Below are 22,599 nucleotides of genomic sequence, written 5' to 3'. Positions count from 1 at the left end.
GATGGATCGCATCCCGATCCTGCAGATGGGCGATCTGCTGCTGGTGACCATCCAGGTGGACATGCACGACCAGTTGGCGCTGACCCTGCAGGATGACCTCACCGAGAAGATCCAGCGCACCTCCGCACGTGGCGTGCTGATCGACATTTCGGCGCTGGATATCGTCGACTCGTTCATCGGCCGCATGATTTCGACGATCTCCGCACTGGCCCGCATCATGGATGCGACCACCGTGGTGGTGGGCATGCAGCCGGCGGTGGCGATCACCCTGGTGGAGCTGGGCCTGGACCTGCGCGGTGTGCGTACCGCGCTGAACGTCGAGCGCGGGATGAAGCTGCTCCAGCAACGCGACGCCGACTCATGATCGCCGACAGCGGTTCCATTCCCGTGCGCATCGAACAGGACGTGGTCGTGGCCCGGCAGACGGTCCGCCAGCTGGCCGTGGCGTTCGGTCTGCGACTGGTCGACCAGACCAAGCTGGTCACGGCCGCCAGCGAGCTGGCACGCAATGCGGTGATCTACGGCGGCGGTGGCGACATGCACTGGACCACCGTCGAGCGCGGCGTCCGCAAAGGCATCCAGCTGGTATTCGCCGACCAGGGACCGGGCATCCCGGACCAGGTGAAGGCACTCACCGACGGCTGGTCGTCGGGTTCCGGAATGGGCCTCGGCCTGTCCGGGTCGCGGCGACTGGTGGATGATTTCGCGCTGGACAGCGCGCCCGGTGAAGGCACACGGGTCACGATCACCAAATGGACCTGAACTTTTCCGGCCCTGTCACCCGCGTTGTCACCATCGAAGAAACCACCCAGGTCGGCCAGGCACGACGCGAAGCGCTGTCGCTGGCGAGCCAGGCTGGATTCAACGAGGGGGATGCCGGACGCGTTGCGCTGGCCGCCACCGAACTGGCCACGAATCTGTGGCGCCATGGCGGCGGTGGCCGCATGTATCTTTCCGTGATCGCCGGCCACGACGGCCCTGGCGTGGAGCTGTGCACGATTGATCGCGGCCCGGGGTTCGTGCTCGCGCAGGCCCTGCAGGATGGCTACTCGACCGGTGGCAGCCAAGGTCTGGGCATGGGCGTGATCGCCCGTCAGTCACGGGTCATGGACGTGTGGAGCGATGACCGCGGCACGGTCGTGCTCGCACGCATCCATGCCGAGCGCGCCCCACGCAATGCGGACCTTGCCTACGGTGCCGTCCGCCTGCCGATCAAGCACGAAGACGCCTGCGGCGATGCATGGCACCTGCAGGTGCAGGCCCGCCAGCTGACCTTGACCATGATCGACGGGCTGGGCCACGGCGTCCTGGCCGCCGCGGCGTCTGAAGCCGGGGTGCGCGCGTCAGCGCTGGCGCCAGCGGGCGAGGGTGCCGTGGATCGCATCGCACGCCTGCATGCCGGGCTTTCCGGCTCGCGCGGGGGAGCGGCGGCCGTGGCCTGCCTGTCGCTGGACAGCGGCGCGATCGACTTCGCCGGCGTGGGCAACATCGCCGGCAGCCTGCTGATCGCCGACACGTCGCGCGGCATGGCCTCCATGCCCGGCATCGTCGGCGTGCAGTACCGCAAGGCCCAGGCATTTGCCCTTCACGCACCGGCTGGCACGCTGATGGTGATGCACAGCGACGGGCTGCAGGCCCGTTGGAGCATGCGTGATTACCCGGGGCTGCAGCATCGCCACCCCGCGTTGGTGGTGGCCGTGCTGCACCGTGATTTTGATCGTGGTCGCGACGATGTCTGCGTCGTCGCGCTGCGTGCAGGAGTGTTTGAATGACCGTCAACGATGTGCCGGACCCGCAGGAGCTCGACCGGCTGCGGCAGGAAAACGAAGCGCTGCGCGCAGAGCTGGACGAAACCAACCAGGGCGTGGTGGCGCTGTATGGCGAGCTGGACCAGCAGGCAGAACAACTGCGCCAGGTGTCCGAGCTGAAAAGCCGTTTCCTGTCCTACATGAGCCATGAATTCCGCACCCCGCTGGGGTCGATCCTGAGCATGACCCGGCTGTTGACCGATGGCATGGACGGCGAGCTGAGCAGCGGCCAGCGGCAGCAGGTGACCTTCATCAGCAACGCGGCCAGCGAGCTGCGCGAGATGGTCGATGACCTGCTGGACCTGGCCAAGATCGAGGCGGGGCGGATCACCATCTCGCCGGGCTGGTTCGATCTGATGGACCTGTTCACCGCGCTGCGCGGCATGTTCCGGCCGCTGCTGGAGGGCAACCAGATCGATCTGGAGTTCGTCGCCCCGCCGCGGCTGCCGATGCTGTACACCGATGACAAGAAGCTGGCGCAGATCCTGCGCAACTACATCTCCAATGCCTTGAAGTTCACCCCGCGTGGCCGGGTGGTGGTTTCCGCGCAGATGGAGGGAACCGATGCGGTGCGCTTCAGCGTGCATGACACCGGCATCGGCATCCCCCTCGACATGCAGGCGGCCTTGTTCGAAGACTTCATGCAGGTGGATTCGCCGTTGCAGAAGCGCCTGCGTGGCACCGGCCTGGGGCTGTCGCTGTGCAAGCGTTTCGCCACCCTGCTCGGTGGCCATGTCGGCATGAACAGCGTGCCGGGGGAGGGCTCGGAGTTCTTCGTGGTGCTGCCGGTGAAGCTGGTGGCCAGCGCGGAGGTGCCCCGTGCAGCAGAGTGACCGGCTGCTGGTGGTGGACGACAACATCGCCACGCGCTATTCGGTGCGGCGCGTGCTGGAACACCACGGCTACCAGGTAGACGAAGCAGGCACCGGCCAGGAGGGACTGGATGCCGTGGCTGCCCGCGACTACGCGGCATTGGTGCTGGATGTGAACCTGCCGGACATGAGCGGTTTCGACGTGGTGCGCGAACTGCGTGCGCAGCCGCGTACGGCGCTGCTGCCGATCGTGCATGTGTCCGCGGCTTCGATCAGCACCGGTGACATGATCACCGGCCTGGATGCCGGCGCGGATGGCTATCTGGTGCACCCGGTGGACCCGGATGTGCTGCTCGCCACACTGCGCAGCCTGCTGCGTGCACGGCGTGCCGAAGACGCCCTGCGCGAGGCTGAGGCGCGTTTCGGCGAGATATTCCGCCAGATCAATGCACCGATCGCCGTGCTGGATGCGGAACTGAAAGTGCACGACGCCAACGAGGCGTTCGTCCGGCTGTTGGGAAGCCAGGCGGCGACGGGCATGCCGCTGGAACGGCTGGGCAATGCAGGCGAGTTCATCGATGGCCTGCGTGACGCGCTGCATCGGCGCGAACGCTGGCAAGGCACCGTGGCGCTGCCCAATCCGGCGGGCAACCCGCGCATGACCCAGTGGCGGCTGACCCCATATCAACAGCCGGATCTCGGCCTGGTGGTGGTGGAAGACATCACCGCCCACCATGAGCGCGACCGCGAACAGCGCCGCGAACTGGCCTACCAGATCGCCGAGCGCGAACGGACCGAAGCCGAGCTGCTGCAAGCGCAGAAAATGGATGCGCTGGGCCAGCTGACCGGCGGCATCGCGCATGATTTCAACAACCTGTTGACCACGATCATTTCCGGCCTGGACATGATCGAGCTGGCGGCCAGCACCGGCAAGCTGGAGCGCCTGGGGCGATATACCGAAGCAGCGTCCAGTTCCGCCACGCGCGCGGCGGCGCTGACCCAGCGCATGCTGGCGTTTGCCCGCAAACAGCCGCTGGATCCGCGTCCGTTCAATGTCAGTGCCTGCATCCACTCGCTGGAAGACCTGCTGCGGCGGACCATCGGTGAGAACATCGAGCTCGAGTTCGAGCTGGGCGACGAGCCGTTGGTCGCGCTGGCCGATCCGAACCAGTTTGAAAGCGTGGTGTTGAACCTGGTGATCAATGCGCGCGATGCGCTGGGCGGAAACGGGCTGATCCGCATCCGCGGCGAGCGCGCGCGGGTGGACGGCGATTACGCATTGGCGGCCGGTGACTACATCAGCGTCAAGGTGATGGACAACGGCAGTGGCATCGAGGCGCATCTGCTGAAGAAGGTGTTCGAGCCCTTCTTCACCACCAAGCCGCAGGGCGAGGGCACCGGGCTGGGCCTGTCGATGACGTATGGTTTTGCACGACAGAGTGGCGGCGTGGCGCGCATCAGCAGCGAGCCCGGCGTGGGTACCGAAGTGGAGCTGCTGCTGCCGTTGGGCGATGCCGCGCGGATACTGCCGGTGGACGCGCACCGCGATACACCCAGCGGACGGCTGGAGCGCGTGCTGGTGGTGGACGATACCGACTCTGTGCGTCAGATGGTGCAGGACATGCTGCGCGAGGCCGGCTATGACGTGGTGGCCGTAGGTGATGCACGCCAGGCGCTGCGCGAACTGCGCGATGACGACAGCATCGCACTGCTGCTGTCCGATGTCGGCCTGCCGGGCATGAATGGACGCGAGTTGGCCGATGCCGCGCGGGAACTCAGGCCACGCCTGCCGGTGCTGTTCATCACCGGCTATACCGAGCGCGCGACGGTCCGCAATGAGTTCCTGGGGCCGGGCATGGCATTGCTGCCGAAGCCGTTCAACCTGTCCGAGCTGCTGCGTGCGGTGAGTGTCGCCTTGCGCTGACGGCCAGGTTGGACACTTGACGGCCAGCGGGAGCTTGACGGCCAGCGGCCGTCACTACCCTTCAGATGCCGCCTTCGCGTGGCAGCGGGGCGGGCACATTGAGTTGCCCCCCTGCGGCCACATAGGCGGCCAGTGCTTCACCCTGGCTGAGCAGGTGACGGTTCATCGTTGCTTCCGCCGCCTGCGCGTCGCGGCGGCTGATGCAGGCCATCAGTTCGCGATGCTCGGCCAAGGACTGGGCCATGCGCCCGGGCGTCAGCAACTGCCGGCCCCGGTGCATCTTCAGGATGCGGTGCAGATCATGGGTCACCCGGATAAGCCAGGGGTTGCCGGCATGGGTCTGCAACGATTCGTGGATCAGGTAGTTGTTGCGGTAGTACTCCGCCAGGTCGCCGCTTGCCGCAGCACTTTCCATGGCGTCGTGCAGTGCCTGCAGGTGCGCGATGCCGTCATCGTCGATGCGCCGCACCGCGTCGTGCGCGCAGCGGCCTTCCAGCATCGCCATCACCGGGAACAGTTGATTCAGGTCTTCCAGCGTGAGCCGCGTCACCCGGCTGCCACGACCCGCATCGATCTGCACCAGGCCTTCGGCAGCCAGCAGCTTCAGGCTTTCGCGCAGCGGCGTACGGCTGATGCCCAGCTCTTCCGCCAGCGCCGGTTCGTCGATCCACTCACCCGGTGGCAGCAGATAGTCGTAGATCTTCTGCCGCAGCTGTTCGGCGACTTCTTCGTAGAGCGGCACGCGACGGTTGCTTCTGCGGGGGCCGGGGGCCAAGGGCATGGTCAGGTGATCGAATGCAGGAAGGGATAGTTTAATCGCTGCCACCGAGGGTGACGCGGTTGCGCCACCCTCGATGCACCGGTGGGCCTTACATCCAGCCCGGCACCACGAACAACAGCCATGCCAGCAGCGGACCGAAGGCCACGACCAGCCCGCTGTACACCAGGAAGCGGCGGAACAGGGCTTCGCGTTCTTCCTTCGCGGCCGATGCCACCACCAGCGCGCCATTGGTCGAGAACGGGCTGACATCCACCACCGTTGAGGAGACCGCCAGCGCACAGATCACACCCGCCGCGCTGAGATGGCCCTGCATCAGGAACGGCACCGCCAACGGGATGGTGGCCCCCAACACGGCAGCCGACGAGGCGAATGCCGAGACGATGCCACCCACGTAGCAGACCAGCAGCGCGCCGAGCAGCGGGATGCCGATGGCGCCCACGCCATGGCCCACGAAATCGACCGCACCGGCCTTCTGCAGTACCGCAACGTAGGTGACCACACCGCTGATCAACAGCACCGTCGACCAGCTGATGCCATCCACCGCGCCCTTCTGTGCACTCGGCGAAGCCAACGCAATGGCCACCGCTACGGTGATCGCGACGAGGCCCACGTTGAGGTCGTAGACCAGTGCGGCAACACCCAGGCCGAGCAGGCCGATCAAGGTGATCAGGCGGTCGCGGTTGAGCCGCACCTCTTCCAGTGCCAGGGGATCGTTGGACAGCGTGCCACCGCCGGCACTGACCACCGCGCCATGGCCTTCAATGGCGAACTGCCGCGACGAAGCCTGCACGCCGGCGACCATCGGCTCGGCTGCAAGCTCGGGTCCGCGGCGCATCAGCGCGATGCCGCCGAACGCAAAGAAGCAGATGAAGGCCATCAGGGTGTTGAAGCCCAGGCTGGTCAGGAACACGGCCATTTCCGTGACTTCCAGCCCGGCCTTCTGCACGACCTGGTTGGTGATGCCACCGTACACGCTGATCGGCGAGAAACCGCCGGCCTGCGCGCCATGGATCACCAGCAGGCCCATCATCAGCGGATTGATCCGGTACTGCTTGGCAAAGCGCAGCGCGACCGGCCCGATGATCGCGACCGCAGCGGGGCCCAGGGCGCCGAAGGCCGTCAGCACCGCGGTGACCACGAACATCACCCAGGGGATGGCCACGATGTGGCCGCGCACGGCTTTCACTGCCCAATGCACCAGCAGGTCGATGGTGCCGTTCTTCTGCGCGATCGCGAACAGATACGTGATGCCGACCAGGGTCAGGAACAGGTCACCCGGGAAGCCGGCCAGCACTTCCTTTCCGTCCATCCCGACCCAGATGCCGCCGACGATGAACGCCAATGCAAAGCCGACGGCGCCCATGTTGATGGGCAGGGCCGTGGCCACGATGAACATGATCACCAGTCCGATGATCGTTGCGATTTCTGGACTCATGCGCCCTCCCGAGACACCTGGTCAACCAGCTCGGATGGCGGCCCGCCATCCAGGGGTACTGCGTGTACGTTCTGACCGGTGCGTGCGCTCATGCGCGCGCACAGGCCGCCTGCACCCACTCCAGCACGCCCTCCAGCGTGTGGAACTCTTCCACCGAGCGTGCCTGCAGCTGCGGATGCAGCTCACGGGCGCGCCGGCTCAATGCACTGCCCGGGCCGAGCTCCAGGAACACGCGGGCACCGTGTTCGACGGCCTGCTGCATGACCGTCTGCCACTGCACGGTCTGTTCGATCTGCTTCGCCAGTGATCGGCGGACCTGTTCCACGGTGACCACGCTGCGACCGTCGATGCCGGCCAACAACCGCGTGCGCGGCGCATGCAGCCCGGTCACCGCAAGACGCTGGGCGAACGCCGCCGCCGCGCTGGCCAGCAAAGGGGTGTGCGCCGGCACCGACACCGGCAGCGGCACGCTGCGCGCGCCACGGGATTCGGCTGCGGCCTGCAGCGCATCCAGCGCAGGGCGTTGCCCCCCCAGCACGACGTGGTCGTCGCCGTTGACGATGGCGACGAAGACACCGTGGTCGCGGCACAGCGCGTCGATGACGCCGCGCTCCAGCCCGATCACCGCCAGCAGTCCGCCGTCGGCGGGCGCTGCGGCGTCCATGGCCGCCGCGCGGTCGATGGCCAGTTGCAGGCACTGCGCCGGCTCCAGGCTGCCAGCCACCGCGTGGGCGGCGAGTTCGCCCGCGCTGTAGCCGGCCACCACCCGTGGGGGAGGGAGGTGATCCCGAAGGGCGAGCCAATGGCCCAGCGCCGCTGCACAGACCAGAGGCTGAGCCATGGCATTGCGGAACCGGTCCGGGTCCGCCGCCAGCGTGGCCGGTGCCGCACCAAGCAGCTGCGCAAGCACCTCCAGCATCGGCGCGGCGGCCGCCGACGCGGCAAGGCGATCGAACATGCCGGGCTGTTGCCCACCCTGGCCGGGGCACAGGAGCGCGAGCGTCATGGCATGCGCTCCTGCATCAGCAGGAACACGCTGCAGGCAAGCAGGTCTGCGCTGCCGCCAGGGCTCAACCGACGCTGCTCGAATGCATGGCCGAGGTGCCGCAGGCGCGCCGACCAGCCCGCCGCATGGACGCCTCCGCTGGCCAGGAACTCCCGTGCGCTCGCCTGCGCGAACGCCAATCCCTCACGTCCGCCGCGATGCAGCAGGTTGAGGTCGTCCGCCACTGCGATCAGTTGCATCAGGGTCTGCACGTGCGCGGTTGCGGGATCCAGCCCGTCGGCCAAGGCCGCGCGGAGCGCTGGCACTCCGACCCCCTGCAGCAGGGGAAATCCAGCGGCGGCTTGTTCGCGGACACCGGCGACGCCGTGCAGGGCACGCGCACGCTGTCCCGGACTGCGCGGGTCCAAGGGGGCGTCCAGCAGGTCATCGCGCCACCGTGCAACATCGGCGCACACCGTCTCGGCCGGGGCCGGGCGACCCTGTTGGACGTACAGCCGCGACGCGTGTGCGACCAGCAGGCCCAGGCTGAAGATGGCCCCGCGGTGGGTGTTGATGCCGCCGGTCGCTGCGCCCATTGCCTGCTCCGCGCTGAGGCCGAGCTGTCGCAGCGACGCGAATCGCTGCGCGGTGGGGCCCTGTGCGGCGATCGCCACGAAATAACCGCGCAGCGCGAACAGGCTGCGCATGAAGGTGCCGGCATCCATGTCGCGGTGACTGCCACGACTGAAGGGGGTCACCAGGCCGGGTTTCGGACTGCAGGCCAGCTCGGCGTGCAGCGCGGCGATGGCCATGCGGCCCAGCCGGTGCGCGGGTGCGCGCGGAAAGGGGGAAGGGCAGGGGATCGCGAGCGCGTTCATGCAGGCTGACGCCTGTCGGCGCACGCATCTGCGCCCAGCGCGTCGCGCGTCGCCAGCCAGCAGGCCGCATCGGCCTTCACCAGCACCCGCGGTGCATCGCTGGCGTATTCGCGCCAGTTCACCGCCTGTCCACCGGCGAATCGCAATTCGCCATCGGCACGCAGCCGATGCACGGATTCCCAGTGCTGCAACAGCGTGCAGATCGCTGTCGCGGCATGCTGATCGTCGACCTCCCACAGCAGGTCGAGGTCCGAGCCAGGATGTACGTACTCACGTCCGGTGACTGCCTGCCAGCCGTGGCTGCCGAACACGCGCGGTGCCAGCCCCCGTCCGCTGCACTGCTGATGCAGCGCGTGCAGGGCGGGCCGCCAGCTGCCGCTGCAGGTTTCCAGCACCGCCGGCAGCGACGGCGGCGGCGCGTGGCGCAGGACCGCACCGCGCGGCGCGCGCAAGGCCAGGCGCTGGCGCTGTTCGGCCAGTGGCAAGGGCACGCCCAGCCGCAGCTGATCGCCATCGGTTGCCGGATCGCGTCGCGCAATGACCACCGGCAGTCGTGCCCGCAACCAGGCGCGCAGACGGGCTTCGGCCTGCGGGGTCAGCGCGGTGAAGTCCGCCTGCGGGTCGATCCAGGCCAGATCGTGGCGCCGCATGGCTCAGGCCTCACCCGCCGCGACGGCGCGGGCGACGTCGTGTGCCAGCAGGCGTCCGCCGCGTTGCAGACCGCGTTCGCGGCGCAGGTCGCGGGTCGGTGGCGCGGCGAGCGCTGCCTCCAGCGCGACCGCAAGATCGCCCTCCCACACCGCTTCCACCGCGCCCATCCGCACATAGTTGTCGACGCCGGGCGCGAACACCGGGGAGCTGGTGCTCAACGCCTTCAGCTTCTCCAGCGGCTGCTTGGTGACCCGCGCCATCGCACGCAGATCCATCACCCGGACCTGGGCCTCGGGAAGCGCGAAGATGCGGTCCGCCATCAGGCCGAAGGACAGAAATCCTCCACTCACGGATTCGCCATACACCAGGCTGACCAACGGCGCACCGCGCCGACGCGCGAGCTCCAGGCTGCGCGCGAGGTGCGCGAAACACCCGTTGATGCCCAGCAGTTCATCGCGGCGCGCCAGCCGCTGGCCCGCCGTATCGACCAGCATCACGATGGGGCGCTGCGGATGCGCACGGGTGCTGGCCAGGACGCAGGCCGAGAGCGCCAGCGCGTGATCAACGCCCACCTCGAGCTTGTTGGCGGTGCCGATGACCGTGACCTCGCCCACGCCGGTGGTGGCGGTTCCGGTCAGTACGTCATCGTTGCGGGCAATGGCGTGGCCGCCCGGGAACAGGGCAGGCAGCAGCTGATCGAGCTTCATGGCAGGCTCCGCGCGGCAACCGCATCGAGGAAGGCGGGGGTATCGAGCAGGGGCAGTCGCTCGGGATGGGCGATGCCCTGCAGGGTCCAGATCTCCAGGCCATCGCGGCACGCGCCATAGGCGGCGATGCGTGCCTCCAGCTTGCGCTGGGCCTGCTCCAGCGACGCAAGCGGGTCGTCGGTTCCTGCCGCATCGCCGGCATCGAGGGCCGCCACAGCGGCGTCGACGAACGCGTCCATCCGGTCGGCGACCAGCTGGTCTGCCTCGCCGATGAGGTAACGGTGCTTGCCGCCGGTGACGCGCCACACCAGGGCGCGGTCGCGCGAGTCGAACTCTTCCACGCCCCGCACCGTTTCAATGACTTCAGGGCCGGACAGTGACAAGCGGCCTTCTTCGGACATCAGCACCGCGGTGCAGCAGCGGGCAACGATGCCCATGCCACCGAAGGCCCCGTTCCCGCTGCCGACCAGCGCCAGCACCGGGATGCCTTCCGCACGTGTCGCCAGCACGGCGCGCATGATCTCGGAAATCGCAATCAGGCCCGCGTTGGCCTCGTGCAAGCGCACACCACCGCTGTCCAGCAGCAGCAGCACCGCGTCCGGGCGCTCGCTGCGGGCGCGTTCCAGCAGGCCGGTCAGTTTGGCGCCATGCACTTCGCCCACGCCGCCGCCCATGAAGGCGCCCTGCTGCGCGGCCACCAGCACCGCGCGGCCCCGCACTGTGCCTGCGCCGACGACGATGCCATCGTCGAACGCCCCGGGCACGTCCAGCTGGGCCAGATGCGGGCTGATCGTGCGTCGGCGCGGACCGTAGTACTCGGTGAAGCTGCCGGCATCGAGCAGGCCAGCGATGCGCTCGCGGGCATCGGCTTCGTAGTAACTGCGCTGGCTCATGGCTGCTGTCCCCGCTCGTCGAGCGCTTCCAGTGCCTGCTGCAGGCGCAGGCTCACCACGGCCGGCGTCGCCCCCGCATCATTGATGGACAGTCGGACATCGCGCAGCGGATGGCGTGCGGCGAAGTCGGCCAGCACCGCCTGCCAGATCTCACCGAAGCCGCGGGCCGAGGTGATCACGTCGATCTCCATATGGCCATCAAGCGGCACCGCTTCGACCAGTACTTCCAGATTGCCCGAGGCGACCACGCCGACCAGGGCGTGCAGATCGGCGGCGCCCAGCAGGCGCTCACCGGGAAAACGATAACGGAGGGTTTCCATGGATGCTGTCCCTTACCAGTTGCGGAAGCGTTTGGGCGGGTCGTACAGGCCGCCGGACCAGTGCACGAGATCCTTGATCGAGCGCGCGGCGAGCAGATCGCGCGTGGCGTCGCGGCTGCGTACGCCCAGGTCCTCGGCGCGGCGGATCACACCGCGGTCGCGCAGGTTCTCCACCATCGCTTTGTCGCGGCCCATGCCCACGGCGGTGTAGCCGGCGACACCGCGTATCGCCTGTTCGCGTTCTTCCGGGGTGCGGCACAGCAGCAGGTTGGCGATGCCTTCCTCGGTCAGGATGTGGGTCACGTCGTCGCCGTAGATCATCACCGGCGGCAGGGGCATGTTCGCGCGCTCGGCCAGCTCCCAGGCATCCAGCCGGTCGACGAAGGCCGGCGCCATGTGTTCGCGGAAGGTTTCCACCATCTGCACCACCAGTTTGCGACCGCGCGGCATCTGGCCGGGCAGTGCCGCTTCCGCGCCCGCCTTCAGCCAGGCCGGACTGGCGTGGCGACGGCCACGTGCATCCGATCCCATGTTGGGCGCGCCGCCGAAGCCGGCGATGCGGTCGCGCGTGGCGGTGGAACTGTTGCCCTGCAGGTCGATCTGCAGGGTGGATCCGATGAACATGTCGCAGGCATACAGGCCGGCGGTCTGCGAGAACGCGCGGTTGGAGCGCATGCTGCCGTCGGCACCGGTGAAGAACACATCGGGACGCGCCTGGATGTACTTCTCCATGCCCAGTTCCGAGCCGAACGAATGCACGGATTTGACGAAGCCGGATTCGATGGCCGGGATCAGCGCCGGATGCGGATTGAGTGCCCAGTGACTGCCGATCTTGCCTTTCAGCCCCAGCGATTCGCCGTACGTGGGCAGCAGCAGTTCGATCGCCGCAGTATCGAAGCCGATGCCATGGTTGAGGCGCTGCACCCCGTACTCCGCGTAGATGCCTTTGATCGCCATCATCGCCATCAGCACCTGGATCTCGGAGATCTGTGCCGGATCGCGGGTGAACAGCGGTTCGATGTAGTTGGGGCGCGGCGCGAGGGTCACGAAATCGACCCAGTCCGCCGGGATGTCGACGCGGGGGAGGGTGTCGACGATCTCGTTGACCTGGGCGATGACGATGCCGCCGCGGAAGGCAGTGGCTTCGACGATGACCGGGGTGTCTTCGGTGTTTGGACCCGTATAGAGATTGCCATGGCGGTCCGCTGCCTGGGCAGCGATCAGGGCGACTTTCGGAGTGAGGTCGATGAAGTAGCGGCCGAACAGTTCCAGATAGGTATGGATCGCGCCGATGTCGATGCGTCCTTCAGCCACCAGACCCGCAAGGCGACCGCCCTGTGGACCGGAGAAGGAGAAATCCAGGCGCTTGGCGATGCAGCGCTCGAACACGTCCAGATGCGAGGGCAGGGAGAGTACGGACTGCACCATGTGCAGGTCGCGCACCCGTTCCGGATTGAGCTGGGCCAGCGATTCGGCCAGAAAGTCGGCCTGCTTCTGGTTGTTGCCTTCCAGACAGACGCGGTCACCGGGCTCGATGACGGCTTCGAACAGGTCGATAACGCGGGCGTGCGGCACCTCGCGCGCCAAGCCGGCCTGGGCGGCGCGTTGCAGGCGCTCCTGGCGCTGCTGCTCAAGGGTATTCCAGACACGGGTCATGCCGATGACCTTTGTAATTACGGAGTAATTACGACGCTATCACCGGATTCCAGAGCCTGCAAGCGTCGGTGCAGCATGAGCATCGGCTGCGGATGCGTATCATCCGTATTCCTGCAAGCGGCCCTGGAGTTCCTGTTGAAGCCTTTACCCCCGATCAGTCCGATGGGCCGCGTTTTCGCCTGGACGGCGTTTTTCGAGGCCCTTACGTGGGCCGGCCTCCTGCTGGGCATGTGGTTGAAATACGGCCCGCAGGCCACCGAGTCGGTGGTGTGGTGGTTCGGCCGGCTGCACGGCGTGGCATTCATGGCCTATCTGGCCGTGACCGTGGTCGCTGCGCTGCGACTGCGCTGGCCGTGGTGGGCTACGCTGCTCGCCATCGTCGCGGCCGTGCCACCGCTGGCCACATTGCCGCTGGAATGGTGGTTCCGCCGCCGCGGCCTGCTCCGATAACGCCAGCGGACGCCCCGCACGCCCCGCACGCCCCGCACGGGTAGCGCCGAGCCACGCTCGGCGGGCACAGGTACCGACGCGAGACGCGCCCCCGGTAGCGCCGAGCCATGCTCGGCGGAGTGTTTCCGGGGCACAGAACCAACAGCCGCCGAGCACGGCTCGGCGCTACCGCTGCGGCCCGCGCCGTGAGCCCGCACCGATCGCGCGCGCGCCGACGCCGACCAGCAGCAGGGCGATGGCGACCAGTACGAAGGCGACCACCAGGCTGCTCAGGTGCGCGACAAACCCGACCAGCGCCGGTCCGGCCAGTACGCCCGCATAGCCCAGCGTGGTCACCGCCGGAATCGCCAGGCTTTCCGGCATGGCCTTCTGGTTGCCGGCAAGGGTGAACAGCACCGGCACGATGTTCGCGCACCCCAGGCCCACCAACGCGTAGCCCGACAACGCCAGCGGCAGCGTGTCGGCGAACGTGGCCATCAGCAGTCCCCCCGCGCCGAGTGCCGCCCCCGCCAATACCGCACGCAGGGCGCCCAGCCGGGCGACCACCCGGTCACCGAACAGGCGGGTGACGGTCATCGCCACCGAAAACACCAGGAAGCCGAGCCCTGCGCGACCCGCCGGCACCGCCTGCACTTCATGCAGGAACACCGCGCTCCAGTCCAGCATGACCCCTTCGCACAGGAAGGCGACGAAGCACAGGGCGCCGATCAGCAGCACCACCCCGCGCGGGATGGCGAACATCGGCGCATCACCGGGGGCGCGCTCACGGCGCCAGTGCGGCGCGGCCAGCAGGATGACCACCCCCATCACCGCGACGAGCAGGCACGCGCCGACCCACGGCGCCGCACCCAGCGCGAGCAGCGCCGTCATCGCCGCTGCACCCACCGCGCCGCCGATGCTGTAGAACGCGTGGAAGCCCGACATCATCGGCCGCTGTGCATCGCGCTCCACCATGACCGCCTGCAGGTTCATGACGCAGTCGCAGGCCCCCACGCCCGCACCAAACACGAACAACGCGCCAGCCAGCGCAAAGGCATTCGGTGCCACGGCGAGAAAGGGCAGCGCCAGGCAAGCCAGTGCCAGCGTGGCCAACATCAGGGCGCGGCAGCCGAAACGCGCAGCCAGCGCACCGGCGACCGGCATCGCCAGCAGCGAGCCTGCGCCGAGGCAGAGCAGGGCGAGCCCCAGCGTGCCCTCGTCCAACCCCGTACGCATCTTGGCGAACGGCACCAGCGGCGCCCACGCCGCGATGGCGAAGCCGGGCAGGAAGAACACCGCGCGTGTAGCGTGCTGCTGGCGCAAGGCGGCAGGGCGGGAGAGATCGTTCATCGTGACGTTTTCCAGGCAGGGGTCAGGCAGTGGTGGCAGGGCAGGGCAGGACCGCCACGCCACGGTGGCGCAGGCCGTCGATGAAGGCGGCAGGCGCATCGGCTTCGACCAGCACGGTGTCGACCTGATCACGCCGGCCGATACGGTGCGCGCCCACGGCGCCCAGTTTTTCCGTCATGGCCACCACCACGAAACGATCACAGCAGCGCAGCAACGCGCGCTTGAAAGCGGCCTCCTCGCCGTCGATGGCCCACGCCTCCCCTTCGCTGTCCAGGGCGCAGGTACCGATGAAGCCCACATCGACCCGCAGCGTGGCCAACTGCTCCAGCGCCTGCGCCCCAAGCACTGCGCCGGAGCGCGCATCCAGGCGTCCACCGATCAGGGTGACCTCGATGTCGCCGCGCCCCATCAGCACCAGGGCGATGTCCGGCGCGTTGGTCACCACGCGCAAGGCGCGGTCACCGGGCAGGGCCGCCGCAATCGCGCTGTTGGTCGAGCCCGCATCCAGTGCGACGACGTTGCCTGCCTGCAGCAGGCTGACGGCGCTCAGCGCCAGCGCGTGTTTGCGTGACGACTGATGCTGCTGTCGCTCGGCCAGGGGCGGAAACGCAGGCGTCAGCGGCAATGCGCCGCCATGGACGCGACGGCATAGACCGCGTTGGTCCAGCTCACGCAGGTCGCGGCGGATGGAGTCTTCCGACACGCCGAAATGCGCGGCCAGTGGCGCGGCGAGCACGCGACCTTCGTCGCGCAACACGCGCAGGATGTAGTGCTGGCGTTCGCCCGGCAGCGCGTCGGGGCCGCTCATCGGGCCGCGGCCGTCGTCGACGAGGCCGTCCCGCATCCGCCAGCGGGCAGGGCAATCAGCATAGGGAGAGGGCGCATGGGGCATCCAGAGCATGGCGGGCACGTCATCTTAGCCCAAAAGCCGTAATAGCGTGCACGTTCGTGCAGCTTCGTGCATTCGTCGCGCGCGCTTCCGCAGGCGATGAACCAGGCGGCTACACGCGGCACCGGCCGAACAGGCCTCCTCGCGGCAGGGTTCAAGCGGCTCAGTCATGCCCTGTCGACGCCGCGGCGGTTAGCCTTGATCGCTATGCATGAAGAACGCAGGCAAGGTCAGGACATGGCGCAGCGCGCAGACACAGCAGCAGGATCAGCGGCGGCGCCGCCGCTCAGCGATGGCTTTGGCCGGCGCTTCCCGTACCTGCGTCTTTCGCTGACCGAAGCCTGCAATTTCAGCTGCAGCTATTGCCTGCCGGACGGCTACCAGGCCGATGGGCGTCCGCGCTTTCTCGCGCTGGACGAAATCGGCCGGTTGGTGCGCGCGTTCGCGGCGCTGGGCATGCACAAGATCCGGCTTACCGGCGGCGAGCCCAGCCTGCGCAAGGATCTCGATGCGATCATCGAAACCGTGGCGGCCGTGCCGGGTATCCGCAAGGTGGCGATCACCACCAACGGCACCCAGCTGCCGAGACGGCTGCCGGGATGGCACCGGGCGGGATTGACCGCGCTCAACGTCAGCATGGACAGCCTGCAGCGCGATCGCTTCAAGGCCATCACCGGTCACGACCGGCTGCCCGAGATCCTGCAGGGGCTGCAGATGGCGCAGGCGCTGGAGCTGCCGTCGGTGAAACTCAACGCGGTGCTGCTGCGCGGCCTCAACGATGACGAGCTGCCGCAGTGGATGGACTTCCTGCGCGAGCGCCCGGTCAGCATCCGCTTCATCGAGCTGATGCGCACCGGCGACAACGAAGCCTATTTCGAACGCCATCACCTGCGCGCCGATGTGATCATCGCGCAGCTGCTGGCGGCAGGCTGGAGCGAACGGCCGCGTGGAGCCGATGCCGGCCCGGCGCGCGAATTCGGCCATCCTGGACATCGCGGAACGGTCGGCATCATCGCCCCGTACGCACGTGATTTCTGCGCCGGCTGCAATCGCCTGCGGGTCACCGCGCGTGGCGACCTGCGGCTGTGCCTGTTCGGCGAGTTCGGTGTGCCGCTACGCCCGCTGCTGCAGTCCGACGACGATTTCGATGCCCTGCTGGCCCGCATCACCACCCAGCTCGGGTTGAAGGCGGCCGGGCACGGATTGCACCAGGGCCAGACGGGTCTGATCCCGCACCTGGCCTCCATTGGAGGATGAGAAAGACAATGAGTGAGGACATGAGCGCGGCCTTCCACATGGCGGACGTGCGCGACAAGCGCGTCACCCGTCGTCGCGCGGTTGCCGTGGGTGAACTGCTTGCCGGGCCGGTGGCGTATCCGCTGATCGTCGAGCGCCGCCTGCCCAAGGGCGATGCGCTGGTGATGGCCGAGATAGCCGGTCTGCAGGGCGCGAAGATGGCCTCGGCGTTGATGCCGCTGTGCCACCCGCTGCCGCTGGAACTGGTACGTGTGCACTGCGCCGCCGTGCCCGAGCGCAACGCGATCCGGGTCTGGTGTGAGTGTGCCAGCGAGGCGCGTACCGGCGTCGAGATGGAAGCGTTGGCGGGCGTCAACGCAGCGCTGCTGACCCTGTATGACCTGAGCAAGCCGGTCGAGCCTGCGCTGGAGATCAGCGGCATCCGCCTGTTGTTCAAGGAAGGCGGCAAACGCGGCCTGTGGGTCCACCCGCAGGGCATGGATGAGCGGGAAACCCAGCGCTATGCGCCGCGTGCGGCGTACCGGCTGGACGGTGCGCGCAGTGCGGTGCTGACCCTCAGCGACCGCGCCAGCGAGGGTCAGTACGAAGACCGGTCCGGCCCGATCCTGGTGGCGGGCCTGCAGGCGCTGGGCGCCGACGTGGTGGCCAGTGAGGTGCTGCCGGATGGGATCGAACCGCTTGCCGCGCAGGTGAGGGCGCTGGCCGACGCCGGTGTGCAGTTGTGTCTGTGCACGGGCGGTACCGGGCTGGGTCCGCGCGATCTTTCGCCCGAAGCGCTGCAGTCGCTCGGCGGACGGCCGGTTACCGGCTTGGCGCAGATGCTGCGCGCACTCAGTGCGCAGCACACGCCGACCGCGTGGCTGAGCCGTGCCGAGGTGGTGCAGGTGGGCGGCATGCTGGTCTTCGCCTTGCCCGGAAGCCCGCGCGCCGCGGCGCAATGCCTGGACATACTGGCGCCGTTGCTCGGCCACGCGCTGGCGATGGTGCAGGGCGGGCAGCACCGATGATCCCCTATGACCACGCCGTGCGGCTGGTACGCGACGCCGCCGGGCTGCAGCCGGCCGAAACGGTGTCGGTGGCAGCGTCCACCGGCCGGGTGCTGGCAGACGCCGTCCGCAGTGGGCAATGTCTGCCCCCGTTCGACAACTCGGCCATGGACGGTTTCGCGCTTCGATTGGCCGGCGAAGCCGCCGATCAGGGCGCCGAGTTCGATATCCGAGGCTGGCAGGCGGCGGGCGATGACGGTGCGGTCGCCGACGCGGGGGCCTGGGAGATCATGACCGGTGCCCGGCTGCCGGAGGGGCTGGACAGCGTGGTGCCGATCGAAGACGTAGAGGTACTGCAGACAGCGGACGGTCGCCCCACGCGGATCCGCCTGCGCGCGGTCGTGACGCCCGGCCAGTTCGTGCGCCGCCGTGGCCAGGACGTGGCGACCGGCGAGCAGATACTGGCGGGCGGCACACTGCTCGATACCAACGCCGTGACGCTGCTGCACGCGATCGGCATCGGTACGGTGAGCGTGCGGGCACGGCCCCGTGTGGCCATCATCGCCACCGGTAAAGAGCTGGTCAGCGATGCCACACAGGCCCTCCAGTCCGGCCAGATCCGCGACAGCAACCGGCCGTATCTGGTTGCCCGGCTCGCTGCGGCGGGTGCCGAGGTGGTTGCCGACGTCGTGGTGGGTGATGAGGTGGAACGCTTCAACCGAGCCTTGGACGAAGCGCTGGCCGCGGGGGCGCAGATCGTGTTGAGCACCGGTGCGGTATCGGCCGGCCGCTACGATTTCATCCCCGATGCCCTGCGTGCGCGCGGCGCCCGGATCGTGTTCCACAAGGTGGCGATCAGGCCCGGCAAACCGCTGCTGTTCGCCGTGCTGGCGGACGGCACGGCGTACTTCGGCCTGCCCGGCAATCCGGCGTCGACCGCCGTCGGCCAGCGCTTCTTCGTCGAGCCGATGCTGCGCCGCATGCTGGGCCTGGTGGATGAGCAGGGCGTGCAGGTGGCACTGGCCACCGACACGGCCACGCCGCCCGGGCTGCGCTTCCACACGCGTGCGGTCATCCAGGCAGATGCCAGTGGGCGGCTGACGGCGCGGCCGTTGGCAGGCCAGGAATCGTTCCGGCTGCAGGCGACGGTACAGGCAACGGGCTGGGCAGTGCTGGACGGGGCGGGCGAGCAGGCCGCGGCGGGCAGCGCGGTGCAGGTATTCAGTTGGGGGCATGCCGACGCGCTGCGGTTTGCAGCGCACGTGCCCGCCCCGCAGGAGATCACATGAGAGAAATGACCGTGCAGTTGTTTGGCGCATTTTCGGAACTGGATGCGGCGCGGGAGATCCGGCTGCAGGTCAGCGGGGACCGTGTGGCGGACCTGCGCAGCGCGCTGCGCGATCTGTTGCCCACGCGCTGGCCAGCGTTCCGTGCGGGGCTGCTGGAGTATTCGGCCTTCGCCGATCAGCAGCGCGTGCTGCGTGACCAGGATGCGCTGCCCGAGGATGGCCGCGTGGCGATCCTGCCACCGGTCAGTGGAGGCTGAGCATGCAGCGACAGGACACCTGGAAGATCGTCGAGCGCGAACGCGACGCCATTGATCCGGCAGAGGGTATCGGCTTCGTCTCCGATCCCGGTTTTGGTGGCATCGATGTCTTCATCGGCAAGGTGCGCGATCTGAATCAGGGGCGCGCGGTGCTGGGCATCAGCTATGACCTGTTCGATCCGCTGGTGCTGGCGGAGTTCGAGCGCCTGGTGGCCGAGGTGCGCGCTGCCCACGGGCCGCTGCTGAAGCTGTATGTCGCCCATGCCAAGGGCCGCCTTGCGGTGGGTGACGTCGCGGTCGTGGTGGCCGCAGGAAGCCCACATCGCGACGAGGCCTTCAAGGCATGCCGTGCGCTGATCGAAGCGGTGAAGCACCGCAGCCCGATCTGGAAACAGGAGCACTACGAGGGAGGCGACAGCGTCTGGAGCGAAGGCTGCTCGCTGTGCGAACTTGGTCATGGACCGGCGACGCCCGGTGCCCTCACCGCAGACGCCGCCGCAGCAACCGCTGCGCGCGGGCCTTGATACCCGCATGCTGCAGGAGCCCCGTATGAAAACCTTGATCGCAACGTTGCTGCTGATGGCCAGTGCGCCGTTGGCGGCGGCCGACCTCACTGTATCGGCTGCCTCCAGCCTGACCGAAAGCTTCCGCGAGATCGCCGGCGCGTATGAGAAGACGCATCCCGGCAGCAAGGTGGACCTGAACTTCGCCGCGTCCGGCGTGCTGCTGCAGCAGATCGTGCGCGGGGCGCCGGTGGATGTATTCGCCTCCGCCGATGAAGCCACGATGGACAAGGCCGTGCGGGGGGGCGAGGTGGACGCCGATACGCGCCAGGTGTTCGCGCGCAACGCCTTGTGGGTGATCGTGCCGACCCGCAGCACGGCGCGCCTGACCGGCCTGCCATCGCTGGCGCAGCCCGCGGTGAAGCGTATCGCGGTCGGCAATCCGGACAGCGTGCCGGTAGGCAGCTATGCGCGGGGCGCGCTGCAGGCAGCGGGGCTGTGGACCGCGGTGCAGGCCAAGGCGATCACCACGCAGAACGTGCGGCAGTCTCTGGATTACGTGTCGCGCGGCGAAGTGGATGCCGGGTTCGTCTATGCCACCGATGCGCAGGCCATGCCCGACCGGGTGAAACGCGCCTTCGAGGTGCCGGTCAAGGGCGGGATCACCTATCCGCTGGCGGTGGTGAAGGCCAGTGGCAAGCGTGACGAGGCACTGCGGTTCATTGCCTTCGTGCGTTCGCCCCAGGGCGTGGATATCCTGCGCCGGCACGGCTTCAGCACGCCCTGAATGATCGACCTGGACTGGAGTGCGCTGGGCCTGTCGCTGAAGGTGGCAGGCTGGGCAACCGCGATCAACCTCTTCCTCGGCGTGGGCCTGGGGTGGCTGCTGGCGCGCCGCCGTTTCTTTGGCCGCGAACTGCTGGACACCGTGCTCACCCTGCCCATGGTGCTGCCACCCACCGTGCTCGGCTATTACCTGCTGGTGCTGATCGGCCGCAACGGGCCGCTGGGTGGCTGGCTGCAATCGAGCTTCGGCATCAACCTCGTGTTCACCTGGCAGGCGGCAGTGATCGCCGCGGCCGTTGCCGCGCTGCCGCTGGTGTTCAAGCCAGCGCGGGCGGCCTTTGAGGGGGTCGACGGGCAGCTGGAGCAGGCCGCACGCACGCTGGGCGCAAGCGAGGCAGCCGTGTTCTTCCGGATCACCCTGCCACTGGCGTGGCGCGGCATCCTCGCCGGGTTGCTGCTGGCGTTCGCCCGTGCGATGGGGGAATTCGGCGCCACCATCATGATCGCCGGCAGCATTCCGGGTCGCACCCAGACCCTGTCCATTTCTATCTACGAAGCCGTGCAGGCCGGACAGGATGGCCGTGCGAACGCACTGGTGCTGTTGACGTCGGTGGTGTGCATTGTCGTGCTGCTGCTGGCAGCGCGACTGGTGGGCAGCCGCCGGCAGGAGATGCGTGATGTGGCTTGAGGCGGACATCCAGCGCCACCTGCAGTCGGCCGGGCAGCATTTCCACCTGCAGGTGCAGGTGCAGGCCAGCGAGCGGCAGCTGGTGCTGTTCGGACCGTCCGGTGCGGGCAAGAGCCTGACGCTGAAGGCGATCGCCGGCCTGCTGCGGCCCGACACCGGACGCATCGTGCTCGATGGGCAGGTGGTGTTCGATGCGGCCGCATCGATCTGCCTGCCGGCCCGCGAGCGCCGCCTGGGCTACGTGTTCCAGGACTATGCGCTGTTTCCCCATCTCACCGTGCGCCAGAACGTCGCCTTCGGGCTCCAGCGTGGCTGGTTGAACCCGCGCCGCCATACCCGCGATGCCGACGTTGCGCATTGGTTGCGCCTGCTGCGGATAGATCGCCTGGGGGATCTGTATCCGGCGCAGGTGTCCGGCGGGCAGCGGCAGCGGATCGCGCTGGCGCGCGCACTGGTCACCCGGCCACGCGCCTTGTTGCTGGACGAACCGTTCGCGGCCCTGGACCACGACCTGAGAGACCACCTGCGCAGTGAGCTGAAGAGCGTACTGGCACAGACGGGCATTCCGCTCCTGCTGATCAGCCACGATCCCCAGGATGTGGCGATGTTCGGGCAGCAGGTCGTGCACCTGGCAGACGGCTCGGTCACCGCTGACTGAGCCCGGCGCGTGCACGGCGCACGCACATCGGTTGCTCTAGAACACCTGCATCACCAAGGTGCGGGAGCGATACACGTGGACGATCTGTGGCACCTGACGATGCCCTGGTGGGAGTTCATCCTGCGTGCCGTGGCGGTCTACGTGGTGGTGCTGCTGATGACCCGGTTCAGCGGCAAACGCTCGCTCGGCCAGTCGACCGCGTTCGATGTACTGGTGATCGTGCTGCTCGGCAACGCCGTGCAGAACTCGCTGATCGGCGAAGACAGCTCACTGCTGGGGGGATTGATCCTCGCGGCCACGTTGTTGTCGCTGAACTGGCTGGTCGGCTTCGCGACCGCACGCAGCCGCGGGCTGGACCGGCTGGTCGAGGGCGCCCCCGTGGTGCTGGTACGCAACGGCCAGGTGTTCTGGAATCAGCTCAAGCACAGCAACCTGTCACCGGCCGACCTGGATGTGGCGATGCGCGCGCAGGGGTGTCGCGCGCATGCCGACATCGAACTGGCGATGTTGGAAACATCGGGCAAGATCAGCATCACCACCTATCGCGACGAACCGTGACCGGCGCCTCCGCATGAACGGTTAAGTGATCCGCGCCACGGCACGGCGGAGGGTCGCGATCGCACGGAATCCACTTGAAAAGCGCGCTGTGACAGCGCG

General features: G+C 68.2%; 26 protein-coding genes. 15 read left to right on the top strand and 11 right to left on the bottom strand.

Annotation, left to right across the window (positions count from 1 at the left end):
* Position 1 precedes the first annotated feature (1 nt).
* From IFT65_RS01795 to IFT65_RS01775, 5 genes are read left to right on the top strand one after another with little or no spacing between them, the layout of a single operon-like run.
* Complete coding sequence (locus IFT65_RS01795; protein ID WP_188327103.1) at positions 2–364, top strand: STAS domain-containing protein; 363 nt, start codon at positions 2–4, stop codon at positions 362–364.
* Positions 361–762 (top strand): ATP-binding protein, encoded by a 402-nt coding sequence (locus IFT65_RS01790; RefSeq protein ID WP_192079675.1) that lies wholly within the window; start codon positions 361–363, stop codon positions 760–762. The genes IFT65_RS01795 and IFT65_RS01790 overlap by 4 nt, the downstream gene beginning before the upstream one ends.
* Positions 753–1,772: an ATP-binding protein gene (locus IFT65_RS01785; RefSeq protein WP_192079673.1), complete on the top strand. Its 1,020-nt coding sequence runs from the start codon at positions 753–755 to the stop codon at positions 1,770–1,772. Before IFT65_RS01790 ends, IFT65_RS01785 begins: the two co-directional genes overlap by 10 nt.
* Complete coding sequence (locus tag IFT65_RS01780) at positions 1,769–2,641, top strand: HAMP domain-containing sensor histidine kinase (protein WP_192079671.1); 873 nt, start codon at positions 1,769–1,771, stop codon at positions 2,639–2,641. The genes IFT65_RS01785 and IFT65_RS01780 overlap by 4 nt, the downstream gene beginning before the upstream one ends.
* Positions 2,628–4,544, top strand: coding sequence for a response regulator (locus tag IFT65_RS01775; RefSeq protein ID WP_342029574.1), 1,917 nt, complete (start codon positions 2,628–2,630; stop codon positions 4,542–4,544). Before IFT65_RS01780 ends, IFT65_RS01775 begins: the two co-directional genes overlap by 14 nt.
* Before the next feature lie 61 nt (positions 4,545–4,605).
* On the opposite strand, the gene IFT65_RS01770 is transcribed toward IFT65_RS01775, so the two are convergent.
* From IFT65_RS01770 to mdcA, 9 genes are all read right to left on the bottom strand, one after another.
* A complete protein-coding gene (locus tag IFT65_RS01770; RefSeq protein WP_192079669.1) occupies positions 4,606–5,325 on the bottom strand; it encodes a GntR family transcriptional regulator in 720 nt (239 codons plus the stop codon).
* A gap of 88 nt (positions 5,326–5,413) precedes the next feature.
* The gene (locus IFT65_RS01765) at positions 5,414–6,760 is read right to left on the bottom strand and encodes an SLC13 family permease (protein ID WP_192079667.1); all 1,347 of its coding nucleotides are present in this window, start codon (positions 6,758–6,760) and stop codon (positions 5,414–5,416) included.
* 88 nt (positions 6,761–6,848) lie between these two features.
* Positions 6,849–7,766: a malonate decarboxylase subunit epsilon gene (mdcH, locus tag IFT65_RS01760; protein WP_192079665.1), complete on the bottom strand. Its 918-nt coding sequence runs from the start codon at positions 7,764–7,766 to the stop codon at positions 6,849–6,851.
* Positions 7,763–8,623: a triphosphoribosyl-dephospho-CoA synthase MdcB gene (mdcB, locus tag IFT65_RS01755; protein WP_192079663.1), complete on the bottom strand. Its 861-nt coding sequence runs from the start codon at positions 8,621–8,623 to the stop codon at positions 7,763–7,765. The genes mdcH and mdcB overlap by 4 nt, the downstream gene beginning before the upstream one ends.
* Positions 8,620–9,273 (bottom strand): malonate decarboxylase holo-[acyl-carrier-protein] synthase, encoded by a 654-nt coding sequence (mdcG, locus tag IFT65_RS01750; RefSeq protein WP_192079661.1) that lies wholly within the window; start codon positions 9,271–9,273, stop codon positions 8,620–8,622. Before mdcG ends, mdcB begins: the two co-directional genes overlap by 4 nt.
* Positions 9,274–9,276: 3 nt before the next feature.
* Positions 9,277–9,981 carry a biotin-independent malonate decarboxylase subunit gamma gene (gene mdcE / locus IFT65_RS01745; protein WP_192079659.1) on the bottom strand — a complete coding sequence of 235 codons (705 nt, stop codon included), beginning with the start codon at positions 9,979–9,981 and terminating at the stop codon, positions 9,277–9,279.
* Positions 9,978–10,874, bottom strand: coding sequence for a biotin-independent malonate decarboxylase subunit beta (locus tag IFT65_RS01740; RefSeq protein ID WP_192079657.1), 897 nt, complete (start codon positions 10,872–10,874; stop codon positions 9,978–9,980). The genes mdcE and IFT65_RS01740 overlap by 4 nt, the downstream gene beginning before the upstream one ends.
* Positions 10,871–11,194, bottom strand: coding sequence for a malonate decarboxylase acyl carrier protein (mdcC, locus tag IFT65_RS01735; RefSeq protein WP_192079655.1), 324 nt, complete (start codon positions 11,192–11,194; stop codon positions 10,871–10,873). The genes IFT65_RS01740 and mdcC overlap by 4 nt, the downstream gene beginning before the upstream one ends.
* 12 nt (positions 11,195–11,206) lie before the next feature.
* Positions 11,207–12,850: a malonate decarboxylase subunit alpha gene (mdcA, locus tag IFT65_RS01730; RefSeq protein WP_192079653.1), complete on the bottom strand. Its 1,644-nt coding sequence runs from the start codon at positions 12,848–12,850 to the stop codon at positions 11,207–11,209.
* Between the two features lie 162 nt (positions 12,851–13,012).
* Here mdcA and IFT65_RS01725 point away from each other — a divergent pair, with 162 nt between their 5' ends.
* Positions 13,013–13,300 carry a DUF3817 domain-containing protein gene (locus IFT65_RS01725; RefSeq protein ID WP_192096201.1) on the top strand — a complete coding sequence of 96 codons (288 nt, stop codon included), beginning with the start codon at positions 13,013–13,015 and terminating at the stop codon, positions 13,298–13,300.
* Between the two features lie 165 nt (positions 13,301–13,465).
* Here the strand turns inward: IFT65_RS01725 and IFT65_RS01720 are convergent, their stop codons facing one another.
* On the bottom strand, positions 13,466–14,629 hold the full coding sequence (locus tag IFT65_RS01720) for an MFS transporter (RefSeq protein WP_192079649.1): 1,164 nt from the start codon (positions 14,627–14,629) through the stop codon (positions 13,466–13,468).
* Between the two features lie 22 nt (positions 14,630–14,651).
* A complete protein-coding gene (locus tag IFT65_RS01715; protein ID WP_192079647.1) occupies positions 14,652–15,437 on the bottom strand; it encodes a DeoR/GlpR family DNA-binding transcription regulator in 786 nt (261 codons plus the stop codon).
* 318 nt (positions 15,438–15,755) lie between these two features.
* Here IFT65_RS01715 and moaA point away from each other — a divergent pair, with 318 nt between their 5' ends.
* From moaA to IFT65_RS01670, 9 genes are all read left to right on the top strand, one after another.
* Entirely contained in the window at positions 15,756–16,775 is a 1,020-nt protein-coding gene (gene moaA, locus IFT65_RS01710) for a GTP 3',8-cyclase MoaA (RefSeq protein ID WP_188327119.1), read from the top strand.
* A gap of 8 nt (positions 16,776–16,783) precedes the next feature.
* Positions 16,784–17,782: a bifunctional molybdenum cofactor biosynthesis protein MoaC/MoaB gene (gene moaCB / locus IFT65_RS01705; protein ID WP_192079645.1), complete on the top strand. Its 999-nt coding sequence runs from the start codon at positions 16,784–16,786 to the stop codon at positions 17,780–17,782.
* Positions 17,779–19,050 carry a gephyrin-like molybdotransferase Glp gene (glp, locus tag IFT65_RS01700; RefSeq protein ID WP_192079643.1) on the top strand — a complete coding sequence of 424 codons (1,272 nt, stop codon included), beginning with the start codon at positions 17,779–17,781 and terminating at the stop codon, positions 19,048–19,050. Before moaCB ends, glp begins: the two co-directional genes overlap by 4 nt.
* The gene (locus IFT65_RS01695; RefSeq protein ID WP_188327122.1) at positions 19,047–19,307 is read left to right on the top strand and encodes a MoaD/ThiS family protein; all 261 of its coding nucleotides are present in this window, start codon (positions 19,047–19,049) and stop codon (positions 19,305–19,307) included. The genes glp and IFT65_RS01695 overlap by 4 nt, the downstream gene beginning before the upstream one ends.
* A 2-nt stretch (positions 19,308–19,309) precedes the next feature.
* Positions 19,310–19,831 carry a molybdenum cofactor biosynthesis protein MoaE gene (locus tag IFT65_RS01690; protein WP_192079641.1) on the top strand — a complete coding sequence of 174 codons (522 nt, stop codon included), beginning with the start codon at positions 19,310–19,312 and terminating at the stop codon, positions 19,829–19,831.
* A 25-nt stretch (positions 19,832–19,856) separates the two neighbouring features.
* Positions 19,857–20,597 (top strand): molybdate ABC transporter substrate-binding protein, encoded by a 741-nt coding sequence (modA, locus tag IFT65_RS01685; protein WP_192079639.1) that lies wholly within the window; start codon positions 19,857–19,859, stop codon positions 20,595–20,597.
* 3 nt (positions 20,598–20,600) lie between these two features.
* Positions 20,601–21,284, top strand: coding sequence for a molybdate ABC transporter permease subunit (gene modB / locus IFT65_RS01680; RefSeq protein ID WP_192080111.1), 684 nt, complete (start codon positions 20,601–20,603; stop codon positions 21,282–21,284).
* On the top strand, positions 21,274–21,942 hold the full coding sequence (locus tag IFT65_RS01675) for an ATP-binding cassette domain-containing protein (RefSeq protein ID WP_192079637.1): 669 nt from the start codon (positions 21,274–21,276) through the stop codon (positions 21,940–21,942). The genes modB and IFT65_RS01675 overlap by 11 nt, the downstream gene beginning before the upstream one ends.
* A gap of 75 nt (positions 21,943–22,017) precedes the next feature.
* A complete protein-coding gene (locus tag IFT65_RS01670; RefSeq protein ID WP_192079634.1) occupies positions 22,018–22,500 on the top strand; it encodes a YetF domain-containing protein in 483 nt (160 codons plus the stop codon).
* The last annotated feature ends 99 nt before the right edge of the window (positions 22,501–22,599 follow it).

The sequence above is a fragment of the Stenotrophomonas sp. CFBP 13725 genome, from assembly GCF_014841935.1.
In the GTDB taxonomy this organism is placed as follows: Bacteria; Pseudomonadota; Gammaproteobacteria; order Xanthomonadales; family Xanthomonadaceae; genus Stenotrophomonas.
Note: the sequence above shows the minus strand (reverse complement) of the source record. Positions and strands in the feature narration are given on the sequence as shown.